Source organism: Micromonospora sp. WMMA1949 (assembly GCF_027460145.1).
GTDB lineage: Bacteria > Actinomycetota > Actinomycetes > Mycobacteriales > Micromonosporaceae > Micromonospora.
In genome coordinates, this window is record NZ_JAPZBG010000001.1 from 4,712,233 (window position 1) to 4,731,200 (window position 18,968).

Annotated in this window: 15 protein-coding genes; 12 read left to right on the plus strand and 3 right to left on the minus strand. The window is 73.6% G+C overall.

Annotated features, from left to right (window positions below):
- Nucleotides 1-342 precede the first annotated feature (342 nt).
- From fabG to O7607_RS22330, 4 genes are all read left to right on the plus strand, one after another.
- Nucleotides 343-1,047 (plus strand): beta-ketoacyl-ACP reductase, encoded by a 705-nt coding sequence (fabG, locus tag O7607_RS22315; RefSeq protein WP_013287372.1) that lies wholly within the window; start codon nt 343-345, stop codon nt 1,045-1,047.
- A 23-nt stretch (nt 1,048-1,070) separates the two neighbouring features.
- Complete coding sequence (gene fabI / locus O7607_RS22320; RefSeq protein ID WP_135241111.1) at nt 1,071-1,838, plus strand: enoyl-ACP reductase FabI; 768 nt, start codon at nt 1,071-1,073, stop codon at nt 1,836-1,838.
- Nucleotides 1,839-1,973: 135 nt separating this feature from the next.
- Nucleotides 1,974-3,005: a ferrochelatase gene (locus tag O7607_RS22325; RefSeq protein WP_269705127.1), complete on the plus strand. Its 1,032-nt coding sequence runs from the start codon at nt 1,974-1,976 to the stop codon at nt 3,003-3,005.
- A 33-nt stretch (nt 3,006-3,038) separates the two neighbouring features.
- Entirely contained in the window at nt 3,039-3,818 is a 780-nt protein-coding gene (locus O7607_RS22330) for an HAD-IIA family hydrolase (RefSeq protein ID WP_091048117.1), read from the plus strand.
- A gap of 22 nt (nt 3,819-3,840) precedes the next feature.
- On the opposite strand, the gene O7607_RS22335 is transcribed toward O7607_RS22330, so the two are convergent.
- Nucleotides 3,841-4,635 carry a hypothetical protein gene (locus tag O7607_RS22335; protein ID WP_121685435.1) on the minus strand — a complete coding sequence of 265 codons (795 nt, stop codon included), beginning with the start codon at nt 4,633-4,635 and terminating at the stop codon, nt 3,841-3,843.
- Between the two features lie 161 nt (nt 4,636-4,796).
- On the opposite strand from O7607_RS22335, the gene O7607_RS22340 reads away from it, so the two are divergent.
- Nucleotides 4,797-5,609 carry a DUF3097 domain-containing protein gene (locus O7607_RS22340; RefSeq protein ID WP_269705128.1) on the plus strand — a complete coding sequence of 271 codons (813 nt, stop codon included), beginning with the start codon at nt 4,797-4,799 and terminating at the stop codon, nt 5,607-5,609.
- 318 nt (nt 5,610-5,927) lie between these two features.
- On the opposite strand, the gene O7607_RS22345 is transcribed toward O7607_RS22340, so the two are convergent.
- Complete coding sequence (locus tag O7607_RS22345; protein ID WP_269707063.1) at nt 5,928-7,238, minus strand: serine hydrolase domain-containing protein; 1,311 nt, start codon at nt 7,236-7,238, stop codon at nt 5,928-5,930.
- 128 nt (nt 7,239-7,366) lie between these two features.
- Here O7607_RS22345 and O7607_RS22350 point away from each other — a divergent pair, with 128 nt between their 5' ends.
- From O7607_RS22350 to O7607_RS22365, 4 genes are all read left to right on the plus strand, one after another.
- Nucleotides 7,367-7,840: an NfeD family protein gene (locus O7607_RS22350; protein WP_269705129.1), complete on the plus strand. Its 474-nt coding sequence runs from the start codon at nt 7,367-7,369 to the stop codon at nt 7,838-7,840.
- A 5-nt stretch (nt 7,841-7,845) separates the two neighbouring features.
- Nucleotides 7,846-8,952 carry an SPFH domain-containing protein gene (locus tag O7607_RS22355; RefSeq protein ID WP_269705131.1) on the plus strand — a complete coding sequence of 369 codons (1,107 nt, stop codon included), beginning with the start codon at nt 7,846-7,848 and terminating at the stop codon, nt 8,950-8,952.
- Between the two features lie 128 nt (nt 8,953-9,080).
- The gene (locus tag O7607_RS22360; RefSeq protein ID WP_269705132.1) at nt 9,081-9,884 is read left to right on the plus strand and encodes a hypothetical protein; all 804 of its coding nucleotides are present in this window, start codon (nt 9,081-9,083) and stop codon (nt 9,882-9,884) included.
- A 91-nt stretch (nt 9,885-9,975) separates the two neighbouring features.
- Complete coding sequence (locus O7607_RS22365) at nt 9,976-12,177, plus strand: transglycosylase domain-containing protein (RefSeq protein ID WP_269705133.1); 2,202 nt, start codon at nt 9,976-9,978, stop codon at nt 12,175-12,177.
- 14 nt (nt 12,178-12,191) lie between these two features.
- On the opposite strand, the gene O7607_RS22370 is transcribed toward O7607_RS22365, so the two are convergent.
- Complete coding sequence (locus O7607_RS22370; RefSeq protein ID WP_269705134.1) at nt 12,192-12,854, minus strand: thymidylate kinase; 663 nt, start codon at nt 12,852-12,854, stop codon at nt 12,192-12,194.
- A 342-nt stretch (nt 12,855-13,196) separates the two neighbouring features.
- Here O7607_RS22370 and O7607_RS22375 point away from each other — a divergent pair, with 342 nt between their 5' ends.
- The 3 genes from O7607_RS22375 to O7607_RS22385 all read left to right on the plus strand — a co-directional run bounded on the left by O7607_RS22375 (nt 13,197) and on the right by O7607_RS22385 (nt 18,849).
- Nucleotides 13,197-14,294, plus strand: a complete 1,098-nt coding sequence (locus tag O7607_RS22375; RefSeq protein ID WP_269705135.1) for a TOMM precursor leader peptide-binding protein — start codon at nt 13,197-13,199, stop codon at nt 14,292-14,294.
- Nucleotides 14,295-14,304: 10 nt separating this feature from the next.
- Nucleotides 14,305-15,612, plus strand: a complete 1,308-nt coding sequence (locus O7607_RS22380; RefSeq protein WP_269705136.1) for a hypothetical protein — start codon at nt 14,305-14,307, stop codon at nt 15,610-15,612.
- A gap of 156 nt (nt 15,613-15,768) precedes the next feature.
- A complete protein-coding gene (locus tag O7607_RS22385; RefSeq protein WP_269705138.1) occupies nt 15,769-18,849 on the plus strand; it encodes an AfsR/SARP family transcriptional regulator in 3,081 nt (1,026 codons plus the stop codon).
- Nucleotides 18,850-18,968 lie beyond the last annotated feature (119 nt).

Sequence of the window (18,968 nt, forward strand, 5' to 3'; positions counted from 1 at the left end):
GCGTGGTCGCCGGAGAGCGGATGCGGTGTGGAGGCGGGAAGCGGGTCAGCCGCGTCGACCGAGCCGTGGCTCAGCGGGGCTGACGGTGGGCCCGGCCACGACTGGGAGGATCGCTATCTCGCACAGCGATCACCTCCAGCGGTCGGCGGGGCCCGGATGCGGGCGCAGACCGGCCCGCAGACGCGATCATCGTACACCGGGGGTGTGGGTGCCGCGCGCGCGGTCGCCGGTCTCGCGGACCCCGGCGGGAGCGGCGCTGTGACCTGCGCGGGTTAGCGCTTACCTGTCGGTAACCCCTAGGCTCCGACCGGACCGAGAGATCACTGGAGCAGAGGGGGATCCGTGGCCCGAACCGTGCTGGTGACCGGCGGGAACCGGGGGATCGGCCTGGCCATCGCGCAGGCGTTCGCCAAGCAGGGCGACCGGGTGGCCGTCACCTATCGCAGCGGCGAGGCTCCGGACGGCCTGTTCGGCGTGCGGTGTGACGTGACCGACGCCGAGTCGGTGGACGCCGCGTTCACCGCGATCGAGGCCGAACTCGGCCCGGTGGAGGTGCTCGTCGCCAACGCCGGCATCACCGACGACACGCTGATCATGCGGATGTCCGAGGAGCAGTTCGCCCGCGTCCTCGACACCAACCTGACCGGCTCGTTCCGGGTCGCCAAGCGGGCCTCGACGAAGATGCTCCGCGGCCGCTGGGGGCGGATGATCTTCATTTCCTCGGTGGTCGGTCTCTCCGGCGGCGCGGGCCAGGTCAACTACGCGGCCAGCAAGGCCGGCCTGGTCGGCGTGGCCCGCTCGATCACCCGCGAGCTGGGCACCCGCAACATCACCGCGAACGTGGTGGCGCCCGGCTTCATCGACACCGACATGACCGCGGGCCTGCCCGAGGAGCGCAAGGCCGAGATCCGCAAGTCGATCCCGGCCGGCCGGATGGCCACCCCGGACGAGGTCGCGGGCGTCGTCACCTGGCTCGCCTCGGACGCGGCCGGATACGTCACCGGCGCCGTCATCCCGGTCGACGGCGGCCTCGGCATGGGCCACTGAGCAGAGCACGGAGGAGACACGCAATGTCCGGACTTCTCGCCGGTAAGCGGCTGCTGGTCACCGGCGTCATCACCGACGCGTCGATCGCCTTCTCGGTGGCGAAGCTCGCCCAGGAGAACGGCGCCCAGGTCGTGCTCACCGGCTACGGCCGGCTCTCCCTGGTGGAGCGGATCGCCAAGCGGCTGCCCGAGCCGGCGCCCGTGATCGAGCTGGACGTCACGAACGAGGAACACCTCGCGGGGCTGGCCGACAAGGTGCGCGAGCACGTCGACGGCCTGGACGGCGTGGTGCACTCGATCGGGTTCGCCCCGCAGAGCTGCCTCGGCGGCGGCTTCCTCGACGCCCCCTGGGCGGACGTGGCCACCGCGCTCCAGGTCTCCACCTACTCGTACAAGTCCCTCGCCATGGCCGCGCTGCCGCTGATGTCCGCCGGCGGCGCCGTGGTGGGCCTCACCTTCGACGCCACCAAGGCGTGGCCGGTCTACGACTGGATGGGCGTGGCGAAGGCCGGGCTGGAGTCCGCCTCCCGCTACCTGGCGCTGCACCTGGGCAAGCAGGGCATCCGCAGCAACCTGGTCGCGGCCGGCCCGCTGCGCACCATCGCCGCCAAGTCCATCCCCGGCTTCGACCAGTTCGAGGACGCCTGGACCGAGCGGGCCCCGCTGGGCTGGAGCCTGACCGACCAGGAGCCCGCGGCGCGGGCCTGCCTGGCGCTGCTGTCCGACTGGTTCCCGGCCACCACCGGCGAGATCGTCCACGTCGACGGCGGCTACCACGCCATCGGCGCCTGAGATGTAAGGAAGGGCCCCTTCTTAACGCCTCGTGCAGCGGAAGGGGCCCTTGTTAACACGTCGCGGCCCGGGTGGTCACCGCACCGACCAGGGGGCGTCGCCACGCCGTGACGGCGGGCGAGGAACAATGGCCCCATGGCGTACGACGCGTTGGTGCTGGTCTCCTTCGGTGGCCCGGAGCGGCCCGAGGACGTTCTCCCGTTCCTGCAGAACGTGACCCGGGGGCGGGGGGTGCCGCCGGAGCGGCTGGCCGAGGTCGCCGAGCACTACCTGCACTTCGGCGGGGTGTCGCCGATCAACCAGCAGTGCCGTGACCTGCTCGCGGCGATCCGCGAGGACTTCGCCGCCAACGGCGTCGACCTGCCGGTCTACTGGGGCAACCGCAACTGGGACCCGATGCTCGCCGACACGGTCGCCCGGATGCGCGACGACGGGATCACCCGGGCGCTCGCGTTCGTCACCAGCGCGTACGGCGGCTACTCGTCCTGCCGGCAGTACCAGGAGGACATCGCCTCGGCTCGCGCCGCGGTCGGCCCGGAGGCCCCGCTGATCGAGAAGCTGCGCCAGTTCTGGGACCACCCCGGCTTCATCGAGCCGCACGCCGACGCGGTCCGTGCCGCGCTGGCCCAGCTCGACCCGGCGAAGCGGGACAGCACCCGGCTGGTCTTCACCGCGCACTCCGTACCGATGTCGGCGGCCGCCAGCGCCGGGCCGCACGGTGGCCGCTACACCGCGCAGCTCGAGGAGGTCGCCCGGCTGGTGCACGCCGCGGCCGCGCCGGACCTGGCGTACGACCTGGTCTGGCAGAGCCGGTCCGGGCCGCCGCAGGTGCCGTGGCTGGAGCCGGACGTCAACGACCACCTGGCGACGCTGCCCGAGCAGGGCGTAACCAGCGTGGTGGTCAGCCCGATCGGCTTCGTCTCCGACCACCTCGAGGTGGTGTGGGACCTGGACACCGAGGCGCTGGAGACGGCCAAGCAGCTCGGCCTGGACTTCGTCCGGGCCGGCACGCCCGGGGTCGACCCGCGGTTCGTGGCGATGGTCCGCGAGCTGGTGCTGGAGCGCACCGCCCCGGACGGGGAGCGGCTGCGCCGCCGTCTCGGCGAACTGCCGGCGTGGGACACCTGCCCGGCGCTGTGCTGCGTGCCCCCGGCCCGCCGGCCCTGAGCCCGACCCGACGACACCCCTGGGGACGACACGATGCTTGACCGCAAGCCGGTGCAGAGCTGGCTCACCGACATGGACGGCGTGCTGGTGCACGAGGGGCAGCCGGTGCCCGGCGCCCCGGAGTTCGTCAAGAAGCTGCGTGCCTCCGGCAAGCCGTTCCTGGTGCTGACGAACAACTCGATCTACACGCCCCGCGACCTGCAGGCCCGGCTGGCCCGGATGGGGCTGGACGTGCCGGAGGAGGCGATCTGGTCGTCCGCGCTGGCCACCGCCCAGTTCCTGGCCGACCAGCGGCCGGGCGGCACCGCGTACGTCATCGGTGAGGCCGGCCTGACCACGGCGCTGCACGCGGTGGGGTACGTCCTCAGCGACTTCGCCCCGGACTACGTGGTGCTGGGGGAGACGCGCACCTACAGCTTCGAGGCGATAACGAAGGCGATCCGGCTGATCAACGACGGCGCCCGGTTCATCTGCACCAACCCGGACGCCACCGGCCCGTCGATGGAGGGCGCGCTGCCCGCTGCCGGTTCGGTGGCGGCGATGATCTCGAAGGCGACCGGGGTCGACCCGTACTTCGTCGGCAAGCCCAACCCGATGATGATGCGCTCGGCGCTGAACACCATCGACGCGCACTCCGAGTCGACCGCGATGATCGGCGACCGGATGGACACCGACATCCTGTGTGGCCTGGAGGCCGGACTGGAGACGATCCTGGTGCTCACCGGCATCAGCAGCCGGACCGAGGCCGAGCGGTACCCGTACCGTCCGTCGCGGATCGTCGACTCGGTGGCCGACCTGATCGACGAGGTCTGAGCCGGGGTCCGCGGCCGCGGCGCTAGAGCCGCAGCGGCGCGTTGCAGGCGGCCACCAGGGCCTGCCGGCAGGCGGTGGTCAGCGGCCGCAGCGCCGCGTCGCGCTGCTGCGCCTCGTAGGTGTTCACCGCGCCGCCGGGCGCGCTCTCCCCGGCCAGCGCGAGCACCCGATCGAGTACGGCGGCACGGGCGAACAGGCGGCGGGCGCGCGGGTCGAAGCCGGGCGGCAGGTCGGTGGCGCCGTCCGGGCGGCGCAGCGCGGCGAGCGCGCCGGCGAGTTCCGGCCGCCACTGTGCGACGTCGAGCCGGGTCAGCGTGGCGGTCGTCTCGGCGAGCACGGCGGCGAGTTCCGCCTCGGCCTCCGCCGCGCCGGGTGTGGCGAGCGACGCCTTCGGCGCGTCCGCCGGCAGCGGGTGGACCCGCCAAAGGACCGTCTCCCAGGTCATCCCGGAGCCGGAGGTGTGGGTACGGACCTCGGGCACCAGCCCCATCCCGCTCGCCACCACGGCCTCGCCGGCCACCAGCGCCGCCCCGGCGAACGCGCCCGGACCGGGCAGGCCGCGCGGGTCACCGGGCGCGGGCAGCACCAGGCGGATGTCGTCGGGCGAGTGCTTGGCGAGGCTGGGCAGCGCCTCCCGCAGCGACACGTCGGTCCAGGTGCCGGGGGCGTCGGCGACGAGGTGCTCCTCGTCGCCGGCGACGGCGTCGGCCACCTCGTCGAAGGGCACCAGGCCGGCTCGCCAGGCACGCACCCAGGCGACGAACCGGCTCGACCGGCGCGGAGCCAGTGTGGCCGCGCCCGTTGCGGGGGAGGACATGCCGAAAGGGTACGTGCTCCGCGCCGCTGCTGTCTCGGCTGCCGCTCCGGCGGCGCGACCTGGCCCCAACTACCCCCTTCGCACCGGTTCGTGCCGACGGATGGTGGCCCGGTCGGCGCGTCGCCGAGCGACACGCCGGGGCGCTGGTTAGCGTCTGCGGCATGGCGGGGCGATACGACGGGGACGTGCTGGCCGGCGACTGGCGACGACGGAAGGTGACTCCCGAGGTCGACGCCGAACCCGATCTGGTGGTCGAGGACGCCGACTCCGGGTTCTGCGGCGCCGTGGTCGGCTTCGACTCCGGCGCGGTCGTGCTGGAGGACCGCCACGGGCGGCGGCGCAACTTCCCGATGCTGCCCGCAGCGTTCCTGCTCGACGGCAAGCCGGTCACGCTGCGCCGGCCCGCCCGCGCCCCGGTGCCCGCCGCGCGACGCCGTACTGCGTCCGGCTCCATCGCGGTGGACGGCGTACGGGCGCAGGTCGCCAAGGCCAGCCGGATCTGGGTCGAGGGCGTGCACGACGCCGCGCTGGTCGAGCGGATCTGGGGCGACGACCTGCGCATCGAGGGCGTGGTGGTGGAACCGCTGGACGGCATCGACGCGCTCGCCGACGAGGTACGCGCGTTCGCGCCCGGCCCGTCCCGCCGCCTCGGCGTGCTCGTCGACCACCTCGTGCCCGGCTCGAAGGAGAGCCGCATCGTCGCAGGGGTCAACTCGCCGCACGTGCTGGTCACCGGGCACCCGTACGTCGACGTGTGGCAGGCGGTACGCCCGGCGGCGCTGGGCATCGCGGCCTGGCCGGTGGTGCCTCCCGGGCAGCCCTGGAAGGAGGGCGTCTGCGCGGCACTCGGGGTGGCCGAGCCGGCCGACATGTGGCGGCACATCCTGTCCCGGGTGGACAGCTTCGCCGACGTGGAGACGCCGCTGATCAACGCCATGGAGCGCCTGATCGACTTCGTCACCGAGCCGGCCTGACCGGTTGCGGTGGGGGCCGGGGGCGACCGTGCCCGGCTCCGGGCGGTCAGGCTTGATCCCTGCGCCGGTCACGGTCGCCCCCGGCCCCGCCGTGCGCCGTCTCCGCCCGCCTTCCCCGCCCCGGTCGTCCCTCCGCCAGGGTGATCAAGGAGTTTGCGGGCGTGCTGGAGATCAACGCCGACACAAACTCCTTGATCACCGGGGTGAGCGGTGCGGGTGTGCGTCGATCATGGAGTTGTGGTCCCTGGGGATCGGGCATAGCGGGGCGAAATGAGGGCCACAAGTGCAAGATCGGCGGGGGTGGGGGCGAGAGCGGGGTCAGGGGAGGTCGTCGGGGGAGCGGGTCAGGACGAAGGTGGCTATGTCGAGGGCTACCGGGGTGCCGGAGTCGTCGCGGATCACGGTGAGGATCTCGCCGTCCTGGGAGCCGGAGCGGCCCCGCCACCGGTCCGGGCCCTCCGGGGTGAAGCGCAGCTGCGGCCTGCCCACCTGACCGCCGACCAGGTCACCGGAGGCGTCGACGCGGAACTCGTACTCGCCGCCCATCCACCACCAGCGGCCGGTCAGCGCGGCCACGTCGGCGGCGGGCGGGCCGGCCGGGCGCCAGGGGGTGGGCGCGGCCGGTTCGGCGTCCAGCACCAGCGTGAGCGCCTCGCGGCCGAGCGCGCCGATGTGGTGGCCGCGCAGCCCGTACGCGTTGGCGAAGTTGACCACGCCGGTGCGGGTGGGCCGGTGCACGGCCAGGCCGGCCACGTACCCGGGCATGGAGCCGCCGTGCCCGACGTACACCCGGTCGCCGACCCGGTAGAGCTCGATGCCGAGGCCGTGCCCGCCGGTCCACGAGTCGAGGTCGTTGATGACCATGGGGGCGCACATCTCGGTGAGCGTGGCGGGGGAGAGCAGTGCCGGGTCCGGGTCGGCCAGGAACGCGGCCCAGCGGCCCAGGTCCTCGACAGTCGACCAGAGCTGCCCGGCCGGAGCCATCGCGCCGGTGTCGGTACGCGGCTCCTCCCGCAGCGTCTCGTGCCAGGGGTGGACGACGTAGCCGTGGGCGTACGGCTCGGCCGGGTGGTACGTGGTGCGGCGCATGCCCAGCGGTGCCAGCAGCCGCTCGGTCAGCAGGTCCGCCCAGGGCGTGCCGGTGATCCGTTCCAGCACGGCGCCGAGCAGCCCGTACGCCAGGTTCGAGTAGTGGTAGACGAAGTGCGGCGGATAGGCGATCTTGTCCGGCGTGAGCCCGGCCAGCAGCGTGTCCAGGTCCATGCCCCCGGCCCGCTCCCACCAGTCGCCGTCCGGCTCGCGTTGCAGGCCGGCGACGTGGCCGAGCATCTGGCGCACGGTCAGCGCGCCGACCGGAGTGCCGGGCAGGTGGGCGTCCAGCGGGTCGTCGAGCGCCAGCCGCCCGGCGTCGCGCTGCTGCATCACCAGCACCGCGGTCATGGTCTTGGTGATCGAGCCGACCCGGTACTGGAGGTCGCCGTCCGGGCGGGGCGTCTCACCGGCGACCGCCAGGTGCGCCAGCCGGCCGTCGCGGACCACGCCGAGAGCGAGCGAGGGGCCTCGCCCTTCGGCCTGGGCCCGGGCGACCAGCAGGTCCACCTGGCGCGCGGTTTCGGGCAGCAGGGACATGTCGTCCTCCTCGTCGGCGGTGGGCGCGGTAATCGGCGCGATCAGCACCGGCATCGAGATCCGCCGTGCCGAGCCTAGCGATCATGACAGTTCGATGACACGTGCGTTGACGTGTCAGGATTGTTCTCGTGGACGCCGTGTTCTGGATCGTTCTGGGTGTGGTATTAGCGGTCGCCGAGATCTTCACGACGACGCTCTTCCTGATCATGTTCGGGGTCGGGGCGTTCGCCGCCGCCGGCGCCGCGGCGCTCGGTGCGCCGGTGGCGCTCCAGGCGGTGGTCTTCGCGGTGGTGTCGGCGCTGTCGGTGGCGGTGGTCCGTCCGGTGGTCCGGCGGCACGCCCGGCCGGCGCTGGAGACCGGTGAGCAACCGTTCGGGGTCGAGGCGCTGGAAGGGGCCACGGCTGTGGTCCTGGAGCCGGTCGACGCCGACCGGGGCATGATCAAGATCGATGGTGAGCTGTGGACGGCCCGCTCGTACGACGCGACGCGCACGTACGCCGAGGGTGAGCGGGTGCAGGTGATAAAGGTCCGGGGCGCTACCGCCCTGGTATGGCAGGACGACATTTCCACCCCGGGCGAGCTGCCCGAAGCGAAAAGGTGAACGGTATGGAGTTTCTGGCGATCCTGATGATCGCGGTGGCGTTGATCGGTGTGGTGACGCTGTTCAAGGCGGTGCGGATCGTGCCGCAGCAGCGTCAGGACGTGGTGGAGCGACTCGGCCGGTACAAGCGCACGCTGAACCCGGGCCTGAACCTGCTGGTGCCGTTCGTCGACGCGGTGCGCACCAAGGTCGACATGCGCGAGCAGGTGGTCAGCTTCCCGCCCCAGCCGGTGATCACCTCCGACAACCTGGTCGTCTCGATCGACACGGTCCTCTACTTCAAGGTGGTCGACTCGGTTCGCGCCACCTACGAGATCTCCAACTTCCTCCAGGCCATCGAGCAGCTCACCGTCACCACGTTGCGTAACGTGATCGGTTCGCTCGACCTGGAGCGCGCGCTGACCAGCCGCGAGGAGATCAACCGGCACCTGTCCGGCGTACTGGACGAGACCACCGGCCGCTGGGGCATCAAGGTGACCCGGGTCGAGATCAAGGCGATCGAGCCGCCGCCGAGCATCCGCGACTCGATGGAGAAGCAGATGCGCGCCGAGCGGGACCGCCGTGCCGCGATCCTCAACGCCGAGGGGCACAAGCAGTCGCAGATCCTCACCGCCGAGGGTGAGAAGCAGGCCGCGGTGCTGCGCGCCGACGGTGACCGGCAGGCCCGGATCCTGCAGGCGGAGGGCCAGGCCAAGGCGATCCGTACCGTCTTCGACGCGATCCACACCGCCAACCCGAGCCAGAAGGTGCTTGCGTACCAGTACCTCCAGGCGCTGCCGCAGATCGCCAACGGCACTGCCAACAAGGTCTGGATCGTCCCGACCGAGCTGACCAAGGCCCTGGAGGGCATGGGCGGCGCGCTGGGCGGCCTGGCCAACATGGTCGGCGACCAGCCGTCGCCGGAGGCCGCCAAGAGCGCCGGCGAGGTCGAGCGGGAGGCCGCCGAGGCCGCCGAGGCCGCGGCCATCGCCGCCCAGGAGATCCACGACGAGGTACGCGTGGCCGAGGCGCAGGCCACCGGCGGCAACACCCCGCAGGGTCTGCCCGCGCCGGAGCCGGTGTCACCGGCGAGCCTGGTGAACGACCCGGCGGACCAGCGCGAGCGGGGCTGACCGGCAAATCCGAGAATCCCTCATACGGCGCTCCGGCGACTGCCACCATCGGTTTCAGGACGGGTGGTGAGCAGGGCCGGAGCGCCGTTGCGCGTCCCGGGCCGCCCGTGGTGCGAACGAGGTGAGGCATGAAGGACCCGGCGAACCGGCTGTTCTCCCGTACCCCGGTCCCCGGCGCGCACGACCCCGCCGGGCCGATCGGCTCCCGGCGTACCGGAGGGGGTTTCGGGGTCCTGCCGTTCGTCTCCGAACCCGGCCCGGGCGCCCCGGCCACCGACGCGACCTGGGCCTGGTCGATCCGCCGGTTCGCCCGCGCGGCGGTCTGGCTGCTCCCGGCGTACGCGGTCCTCTACGGCCTGGTGGCGATGGCCAGCGACGGCGGCGTGGGCAACGACCCGTACCCGGCCGACGGCCGGCCGCTCTACCTGGTCGGCTGGGTCGCCTCGGTGTGGCTGGGGCTGCTCGCCCTGCTCGCGCTCACCGGCCTGCTCGCCGCCACCCGCTGCCGCCGCGTCGCGCTGGCCGGGCTGCTGGCGAGCATCGGCGGGATGGTGCTCATGCTGCCGTTCGCCGGGCTGACCGAGCAGACGCCGGTGTTCGGCGTGACCGCGCGCGGCATCGTGCTGTTCGGCGCCACCCTCTACAGCGTGGGCTGGTTCCTCACCGGCTGGTCGGTCGCCCGGTCCGGGATGTTCTCCTACGGCGACGGGACCATGCTGATGATCGCCGCCCCGCTGCTCGGCCTGGGGGGCGCGCTGATCGGCTCCCTGCAGACGTTCGGCGCGATCTTCGTGCTGGTCGCCGGCATCGGCATCGGCTACCGCAGCGGCCGCCTGGTGCCCGAGACGATCGCCCGGGACGCGGCTGCCGCCAGCGTCGCCGCGGCACCCGCGCCGCCGGCGTCACCAAAAGGCCCGCTCGGGGCGGGCTGACCGTTTCTTCAGCTGGGCGGTCGCCGTGAAGTAACTGACAGTTGCCTGGCGAGGTGGCCGGTAGGCGGCTTTCGTGGCAATCCTGGAGACCATGCCGTCTCCCAGGTCGCCGCTGTCGCGGCTGTTCACCGTGCTGCTGGCCGGCCTGCTCGCCGGGCTCGTTCTCGCGCTCGCCGCGCTTCCCGGCGGCCTCCTCGGCGGGTTCGCCGCCCGGGCCGCGCTCGGCGCGTACGCGGACCTGCCCGACGCGCTGCGCACCCCCGTGCAGCCGCAGCGCTCCTACCTCTACGCCAACGACGGCACCACGCTGATCACCACGTTCTACGACGTGAACCGCACCGACGTGCCGCTGGCCGAGATCGCCCCGGTGATGCGGCAGGCGATCATCGCGGCCGAGGACCGGCGGTTCTACTCGCACGGCGGCGCGGACCTGCGCGGCATCGCCCGCGCGCTGGTGGCGAACGTCAAGGGCGGCGGCACCGAGCAGGGCGGCTCCACGCTGACCATGCAGTACGTCCGCAACGTGCTCAAGACCGACCCGAACCGCACCCCGGAGGAGCGGCAGGCCGCCACCGAGCAGACCGTCGGGCGCAAGCTCCAGGAGATCCGGTACGCGAACGCGCTGGAGCAGTCGCTGTCCAAGGACGAGATCCTCAACCGCTACCTGAACATCGCGTACTTCGGCTCCGGCGCGTACGGCGTCGCCGCCGCCGGCCAGCGCTACTTCGGCAAGGCCCCGGCCGACCTGACGCTGGGCGAGGCGGCGCTGCTCGCCGGCCTGGTCCAGTCGCCCGACGCGTACAGCCCGATCGACGGCGACAAGGACCAGGCGCTGACCCGCCGGGGGTACGTGCTCGACGCGATGGCCGAGACCGGCGCGATCACCGCGCAGCAGGCCGCCGCGGCGAAGGCCGAGGCGCTGACGCTGCGCCCGACCGCCCAGCCCAACGGCTGCACCGCCACCGCCCAGGGCCACGACGACTGGGGCTTCTTCTGCGACTACCTGCGCCGCTGGTGGCTCACCCAGCCGGCGTTCGGCAGCACCCCCGAGGAGCGGGAGCAGGCGCTGCGCCGCGGCGGTTACCGGGTCGTCACCACGCTCGACCCGAAGATCCAGGAGACCGCGCAGGAGCAGGCCACCAAGGTCTACGGGTACGGCAACAAGCGGGCGCTGCCGATCGCGGCGGTCGAGCCGGGCACCGGCCGGGTGCTCGCCATGGCGGTGAACCGGCACTACAGCCTGGACGACAATCCGGACGGGCAGGCCAACCACCCGAACACGGTCAACCCGCTGATCTCCGGCGGCGCCAGCGTCGACGGCTACCAGGCCGGCTCGACGTTCAAGATGTTCACCATGCTGGCCGCGCTGGAGGCCGGCAAGCCGCTGTCCACCGGCTTCGACGCGCCGAGCCGGCTGCCCACCCGGTACGCCTCGGACGACGAGGGCAACTGCGACGGCAGGTGGTGCCCGGCGAATGCCAACCCGCAGTGGATGGACGGCTACCGGATGATGTGGGACGGCTTCGGCCGCTCCGTCAACACGTACTTCGTCTGGCTGGCCGAGCAGGTCGGCGAGGACAAGGTGGTGGAGATGGCCCAGCGCCTCGGCATCACCTTCCGGGCCGACTCCGACGCCGCGTTCGCCCGCGACAACGCCGCCAACTGGGGCGCGTTCACGCTCGGCGTGGCCGCCACGACCCCGCTGGACCTGGCCAACGCGTACGCCACGGTGGCCGCCGAGGGCACGTACTGCACGCCGCTGCCGGTGGTCTCGGTGACCGCGCCCGACGGTGACCCCGTCGATGTGGCGCAGCCGTCCTGCAAGCGGGTGCTCGAGCCGGACGTGGCCCGCGCCGCCACCGACGCGGCCCGGTGCCCGGTCGGCCAGCAGTCCGCGTTCGGGCAGTGCAACGGCGGCACCGCCACCGCCGTCGACTCGATCGTCGGCCGCCCGGTGGCCGGCAAGACCGGCAGCTCGGAGCGGAACGCCACCGAGACGTTCGTCGGCTACACCCCGCAGATCGCCGTGGCCGGCATCGCCGCCAACCCGGACGACGTCACCGACCTGGTCGGCTCCGCCGTGCAGGCGAAGGTGATCGACGCGGTGGCCCGGACCATCAAGACGGCGCTCACCGGCAAGCCGGTGGCCGCCTTCACCGCGCCCAGCCGGGCACTGGTCGGCGACCCGCAGCGGCCGCAGCCGCCCCGCCGGACCGAGCCGGACCGCCGTGAGCAGCGCGAGGACCGCGAGCTGCCCTCCGACGTGCTGCGCTGGCTGCGCGACCGCGGGTAAGGAAGGGCCCCTTATTAACGCCTCCGGTAGAGGAGGGTCCCCTTCTTAACACCGCGCCGCACGACACCGCGCCGCGTGCACGACCGCGCCGCCTCCACGGCCGCGTCGAGGGCGGCGGCCACCTCGTCCGGGGTGCCGTCGCCGTCGAGCGGGACGAACGAGCCGAACTCCGGCACCGCCCGGTACGCGGCGTCCAGCGCGCGCAGGTGCGCCAGTTCCTCGGTGTCGATGCCCCGGGCGGCCACCCGCCGCTGCGCCACCTCGGGGGAGGTGGCCAGGAAGCACACCACAGCCGGGCGCGGGAAGACCGAGTACGCGGCGCGCACCACCCGCCGTCCCCGGTCGCCCCGGGCCGCCATGATCACGTCCTGGCACCAGGTCCACCGGTCCAGCACCGCCACCCGTCCGGTCAGGCGGGCCACCGCGACGGTCCGGGCCATGGCCAGCGCGCGCACCGTCGCCTCCAGCGCCGGATAGACGGTACGGCCGAACAGCGCCACCCCGTCCGCCCGGCCGAGCGCCCGGGCCAGCCGGTTCCACAGTGGCCGCCCACCGGCGTTCTCGAAGTACCGCGCCCGGACACCGCGTCGGCGCAGCCGTTCGGCCAGCGCCTTCGCCTGGGTGGTCTTGCCGGAGCCGTCGACGCCGATCAACGCGATCATCACAGGTCGGGCCACGCATCCGGATGCTAGCGGCGCCCGCCAACAGCCGTTGATGATCGACTTGTGATCGACCGGTGACGCCTGGCGACAGGGTTGGGCATGCCTTCCGCGGTACCGCGGGGGGCGTACCCGAATCGAGGAGGCGTCCATGGAGAAGGCCACGATCGAGCAGGCCGGCAAGAAGAAGCTCTCGCTGAAGGTCCGCAAGCTGGAGCGGCTGGAGACCACCGTCATCCGCGAGAGCAACGGCGCCTGATCCGCCGCCGGCACCCCGGTCGTCGCCACGTACCGGCGGCGGCCGGGGTGCCGCTTCCCGCCTTCCGCCTTCCGCCGAGCGTTAGTGAGGTTGCGGTCCCCATGCTCAAGCCGCGCGTCAAGAGTGTCCACGAGCCCTACACGCTGCCGGGGAACCGGCTGATCATCGGTCTGATGCAGTACGGCGTCGCGTCGGAGATCCAGGACGACGAGGACGGCACGATCGCCCGCATCCTGACGTTGCTGGACGGCACCCGGTACGTGTGGGAGGTCTGCGCGGACCTCGCCGAGACGCATCCGGGCACCGACGAGGACAGCGTCCGCGAGGTGGTGGACCAGCTCATCGCGCAGGGCTTCGTCGAGGACGCGGCGGCTCCGCTGCCCGACGGGTTCACCGTGGAGGCCGCGCAGCGCTACGACCGGGCCCGGCACTTCTACGCCTGGATCGACACCCAGCCGCGCAGCTCGCCCTTCGAGGTGCAGGCGCGCATCGGGCGGGCCCGGGTCTCCGTACTCGGTCTGGGCGGCACCGGTACGGCGGTCGCGGCCGGACTCGTCGCCAGCGGTGTCGGCGGCCTGCACTGCGCCGACTTCGACGTGATCGACCAGCCGAACCTGACCCGCCAGCTGCTCTACACCGAGAGCGACCTCGGCCGGCCGAAGGTGAAGGCCGCCGTGGACCGGCTGCGGGCGATGAACTCGCACGTCGAGGTCACCGGCGAGGAGTGCCGGGTCCGCTCCGCCGACGACCTGGTGCCGCTGATGAACGGGCGGGACGCCTTCGTGCTCTGCGCGGACCGGCCCGTCGACCAGATCCAGGACTGGACGAACGAGGCGGCCCTGCGTACCGGCACGCCGTGGTTCATGGCGCTCTACACCGGGCCGATGACAGTGGTCGGCTCGTTCCTGCCGGGCCGCACCGGGTGCTACACCTGCCTGCGGCGGCGGCCGGACAAGCACGAGATTCAGACCGACGGCACGCCGTTGCGGGGCGGGGAACGACCGAACGCGGTGATCGCCGCCACCGCGAACGTGACAGGTCACCTCTGCGCGCTGGAGGTGCTCTACCACCTCGGCGGGCTGCCCCAGCAGGTCGCCGGGCGGGTCTTCCACCAGAACGCCGCGCGCTGGGACCACCACTACTTCATCGACGTGCCGCGGGACCCGGACTGCCCCTCGTGCGGTCCGCGCGGCGCGTGAGGGCCGGGCGATGACGACCACCGGGATCGAGGTCGCGCCGGCCCTGGGCGCCGCGACGCGGGTGCGGTTCCACCCCCTGCGGATCCGGCCGTCCGACGACGACCCGGACACCGCGGTGGTGGGCCGGCCGGACGTCGGCGAGTTCGTGGAGCTGCCGATGATCGGCGTCCGCGCCGTCGAGCTGCTCGACGGCGGAGCGCCGATCGGCGCGGCCGAGGAACGGATCGCCGCCGAGCACGACGTGGACCTCGACCTCGTGGACCTGGTGCTCGCGCTGCGGGAGGCGGGCCTGGTGGCCGAGGTCGACGGCCGGCCCACCGGCGGCGCCCGCCGCGAGGAGCGGCCGCACCTGCCCTGGCTGCGGGCCCGGCACGTGCGCTGGCTGTTCGGTCCCGCGGCGAAGGTGGCCTACCTCGCGCTGGTCGCGGCGACGCTGGCCACAGTGGTACGCCGTCCCGAGTTGCTGCCGTCGTACCGGGACTTCTTCTGGACCGGCTACGTCGGTCTCGCCGTGCTCGTGAACACGGCGCTGTTCTCCGTGACGGCGGTGCTGCACGAGTTCAGTCACCTGGTCGCGGCCCGTTCGCTGGACGCGCCGGCCCGGATCCGCTTCGCCACCCGGCTGCACCATCTGGTCCTGGAGACCGACGTGACGGCGATCTGGTCGGTGCCGCGCCGCCACCGGTACCGCGTCTATCTCAGCGGCGTGCTCTGGGATCTCGCCGTCGTCTGCGCCGCGCTGCTGGTGATGGCGTACGCCCGGCCGCATCCGCTGGTCGAGGGGCTGCTGTCGGCGGTCGTCCTGGTGGTCGTCATGTCGATGGCGCTGCAACTGCACGTCTACATGCGTACCGACTGCTACTTCGTCCTGCTGGACGTGCTGCGGTGCCGCAACCTGTTCCAGGACGGCTTCGCGTACGCCCGGCACCTGCTGCGCCGGGGCCTGCACGCGGTGCTTCCCGGCCGGGTGGCGCCGTCCGCCGGGGATCCCACCGCCGTTCTGCCGCCGCACGAGCGGCGCGCGGTGCGGATCTACGCGCTGGCGGTGGTGGCGGGCAGCGCTGTCGCGTTGTCCAGCTTCGTCCTGTTCGGAATCCCGATCGTCGCGCACGGTGCGATCCAGGCCGGCTCGGCGGTGCTGGCCGCCGCGACGGGCGGAAGCCTGCTCGCGGCCGTGGACGGCGCGCTCGTCCTGCTCGTCGAGGGCACGCTCCAGGCGATCTTCCTGGTGACGTTCTACCGCCGTCACTCCCGGCGGCGCCGGGCGCGGGTCACCTCCGGTCCGGCGCCGCACGCCGCGCCGGACCCGATCGGCTGACCGCCGGCGACGACTGGACACAGTGGTCTGTCCCCCCGGTCACCGCTGGTACGCGCCGCCCCCTGACCTCGCGCGAACTCGTCTAGGGTGGGGCCGGAGGGCGATGTGGTCGCCCGGGTCCGCGCGCTTCGGGGGGAGCGAATGGTGCCGGCGGTCATGTTTCGGCTGCTCGGCCCGGTCGAGGTGTGCCTCGACGAGCGGACGGTCCGCGTCGGTGGCCCGCGCAGTCAGGCCATGCTCGCCGCGTTGCTGCTGGAAGCCAACCGGATCGTCCCGGTGTCCCGTCTCATGGACGCGGCCTGGGGCGCCCATCCTCCGGCGAGCGCTGACGTCCAGGTCCGCAACCGGGTCGCGGCGGCGCGACGGGCGCTGCGCGCCGCCGGCCTGCCCGGCGACGTGATCGGCACCCACGGCTCCGGCTACCTGCTCACCGTCGCCGACGGTCAACTCGACCTGGACGTCTTCGAGGAACGGGTACGCCGGGCCGAGGGGCGGCTCGACCGGGGCGGCGCCCCGGAGGAGGCGGTGTCCGGGCTGCGCGAGGCGCTGGCGATGTGGCGCGGTCCGGCGCTCGACGGCCTGCGTACGCCGGCGCTCACCGCGGCGGCGCAGCGTCTCGACGAACGGCGGATGACTGTGGTCGAGCGCTGCCTCGGCCTGGAGCTGGGCCTCGGCCGGTACGACAGCGTCATCGGCCGGCTCACCGAACTGGTCGAGGCGTACCCGTGGCGGGAGTCGCTCGTGGGTCAGCTCATGCGGGCCCTCTACCTGGCGGACCGGCAGGGCGAGGCGCTGGACCGGTTCGACCAGGTGCGCCGCCGCCTGGCCGAGGAGCTCGGCGTCGACCCCACGGCGCAGCTGACCCGGCTGCGCGACCTGATCCTGCGCAACGACCCCAGCCTCCGGTCGGCGCCCGACGCCGGGCCGGCCGTCGCGCCGCCGGACCGCCCGGCCGGCTCCGGTACCCGCCAGGCCGCCGCAGCGCGACCCGGAGCCGCCGGACCGGACGGGCCCGCACGCCCGCCGGTCCGGATGCTTCCGGCCGGCCTCACCGACTTTGTCGGCCGGGAGGAGCAGATCGCGGCGGTGCTGGAGTGGCTTCCGGAGCGTCCGGCGGTCGCCGTGACGGCGATCAGCGGCCTGCCCGGCGTCGGCAAGACCAGCCTGGCGGTCCGGATCGCCCACCGGCTCGGCCCGGCGTACCCGGGTCCGCACCTCTACGTGGATCTGAACGGACACGACCATCCGTCTTCTCCGGTCGAGGTGCTCGGGCGGTTCCTGCGGGCGCTCGGCGTGCCCGGCGCCCAGATCCCGGCGGAGCTGGAGGAACGCGCCGCGCTGTTCCGGGGGGCGATGGCCGAGCGGCCCGGTCTGGTGCTGCTGGACAACGCGGCCGACGCGGCGCAGGTACGCCCCCTGCTGCCCGGGACGGACACCCTCGTGCTGGTCACGAGCCGGCGCGCGCTCGTCGACGTCGACGGCGCGTACCAGCTGCGGCTGGACCCGCTGCCCGAGGCGGACGCGCTGCGGCTGCTGGCCGGCATCATCGGCGCGGACCGCGTGGCCGCCGAACCCGGCTCCGCGTCGGACGTCGTCCACCACTGCGGGCTGCTGCCGCTGGCGGTGCGGATCGCGGGCGCCCGGCTGGCGATACCCGGAGTGCCGTCGCTGCGGCAGGCGGCGGCGCAGCTCGCCGAACTCTCGCACCGGCTGGACCACCTCACCCGCGCGGACCGCAGCGTACGGGCGGCATTCCACTCGGCGTACGTGGCGCTGGACGAGCCGGGCCGCCGGCTGCTGCGCCGGTTCGCCGTGCTGGACCTCGACCGGGCCCCGCCGTGGCTGCCCGCCGTCCTGCTCGACGACGAGGCGGGCGCTGCGGGCGCGGTCACCGGCCTGGTCGAGGCCAACCTGGTCGAGGTGACCGGACCGGACGAGCTGGGCCAGGTCCGCTATCACCTCCACGACCTGGTTCGCGCCTTTGCCCGGGAGCGCGCCGCGCGGGAGGAGGGGCCGCGGCAGCGGTCGGCGGTGCTGCGGCGCGTCTTCGGCACCTGGCTGACGCTGGCCGAACAGGCCCGGGTGGCGCTGAGTCACGAGGGCGGCGCCGCCATCGTCGCCGACCTGCCGAGGTCACCGGCGCCCACGGGCGAGCACCTGAAGGACCCGAAACGCTGGTTCGGCGCCGAACGGGCCGCCCTGCTCGCCGGCATCGAGCAGGCCGCCGCGACACCCGGCCTGGAGGACTACTCCTGGGCGCTGGCCTGGCACTGCGACTACTACCTGTTCGTCGATGCCCGGCTGGACGACCTGACCCGGGTCACCGAGACCGGGCTGGCGGCCGCCGAGCGCCGGCGGCACCCCGAGGGGATCGCCCGGCTCCGGCTCTGCGTGGCGTTCGCGGCCCTGGCGCGCAGCGACCTGGAGGCCGCGCTCGGCTACGCGCAGGCCGCCGCGGCGGCGGCCGAGACGCTCGACCAGCCCTGGCTGCGGGCCGACATCGCCGGCGTCGAGAACCAGGTGTACGAAGGGCTGGGCGACCGGCCGGCGGCACGCGCCAGCCTGGTCCGCTCTATCGAGCTGTACCAGGAGGCCGGTGACGAGGTGGCCGCCGGACCGAAACTCGCCCGGCTGGGCGTCCTCCAGTTTCAGGAAGGCGATCCGGCCGCCGGGGAGACGCTCGCCCGGGCCGTCGCTCTGCTGCGGGCCGTCGGCACGCCCCGGCCGCTCGCGTTCGGACTGCGCGCGTCGGGCCGCTGGCACGACCACCGGGGCGCGGTGGACGAGGCCCGGGCGGCGTACCTGGAGGCCCTGGATCTGGTCCGGCGGCACGGTGACCGGCTCGGTGAGGTGGCGCTGCTCAGCGAGGTCGCCGCGATGCTCGCGGGGCACGGCCGGCTGGGCGAGGCGGCCGGGTACGCCGACACCGCCCTGGAACAGGCCCGCGAGATGCGGGTCGCGGCGTACCTGGCCTACGCCCGGTACGCCCAGGGACGGATCAGCCTGATGTCGGGCGAGCCGGCGCGGGCGCGGGTCCTGCTCGAACAGGCGGCCGACGACCTGAGCGCCAGCCCGCCGCTGCAGATGGAGGCCCTGATGAACCTGGCCCGGGCGGTGGAGCGGCTGACCGGGGCCGAGGCGGCCCGGGACGTCTGGCGGCGCGCCCACGCGGTGGCGGCCCGGATCGGGGCCACCGCCACGGCGGATCAGATCGAGCGGCGGCTGACCGGACCGTAGCCTGGCCGGGAGCGGCCGGCCGGGAGTCGTCCGCCCGGCCGGCAGTCGTCCGGGCCGGGTTGTCGGATCCGGCCGGACGGCTCCGACCCACCGGCGAGCGCGCCCGGCCGGGACGCGCC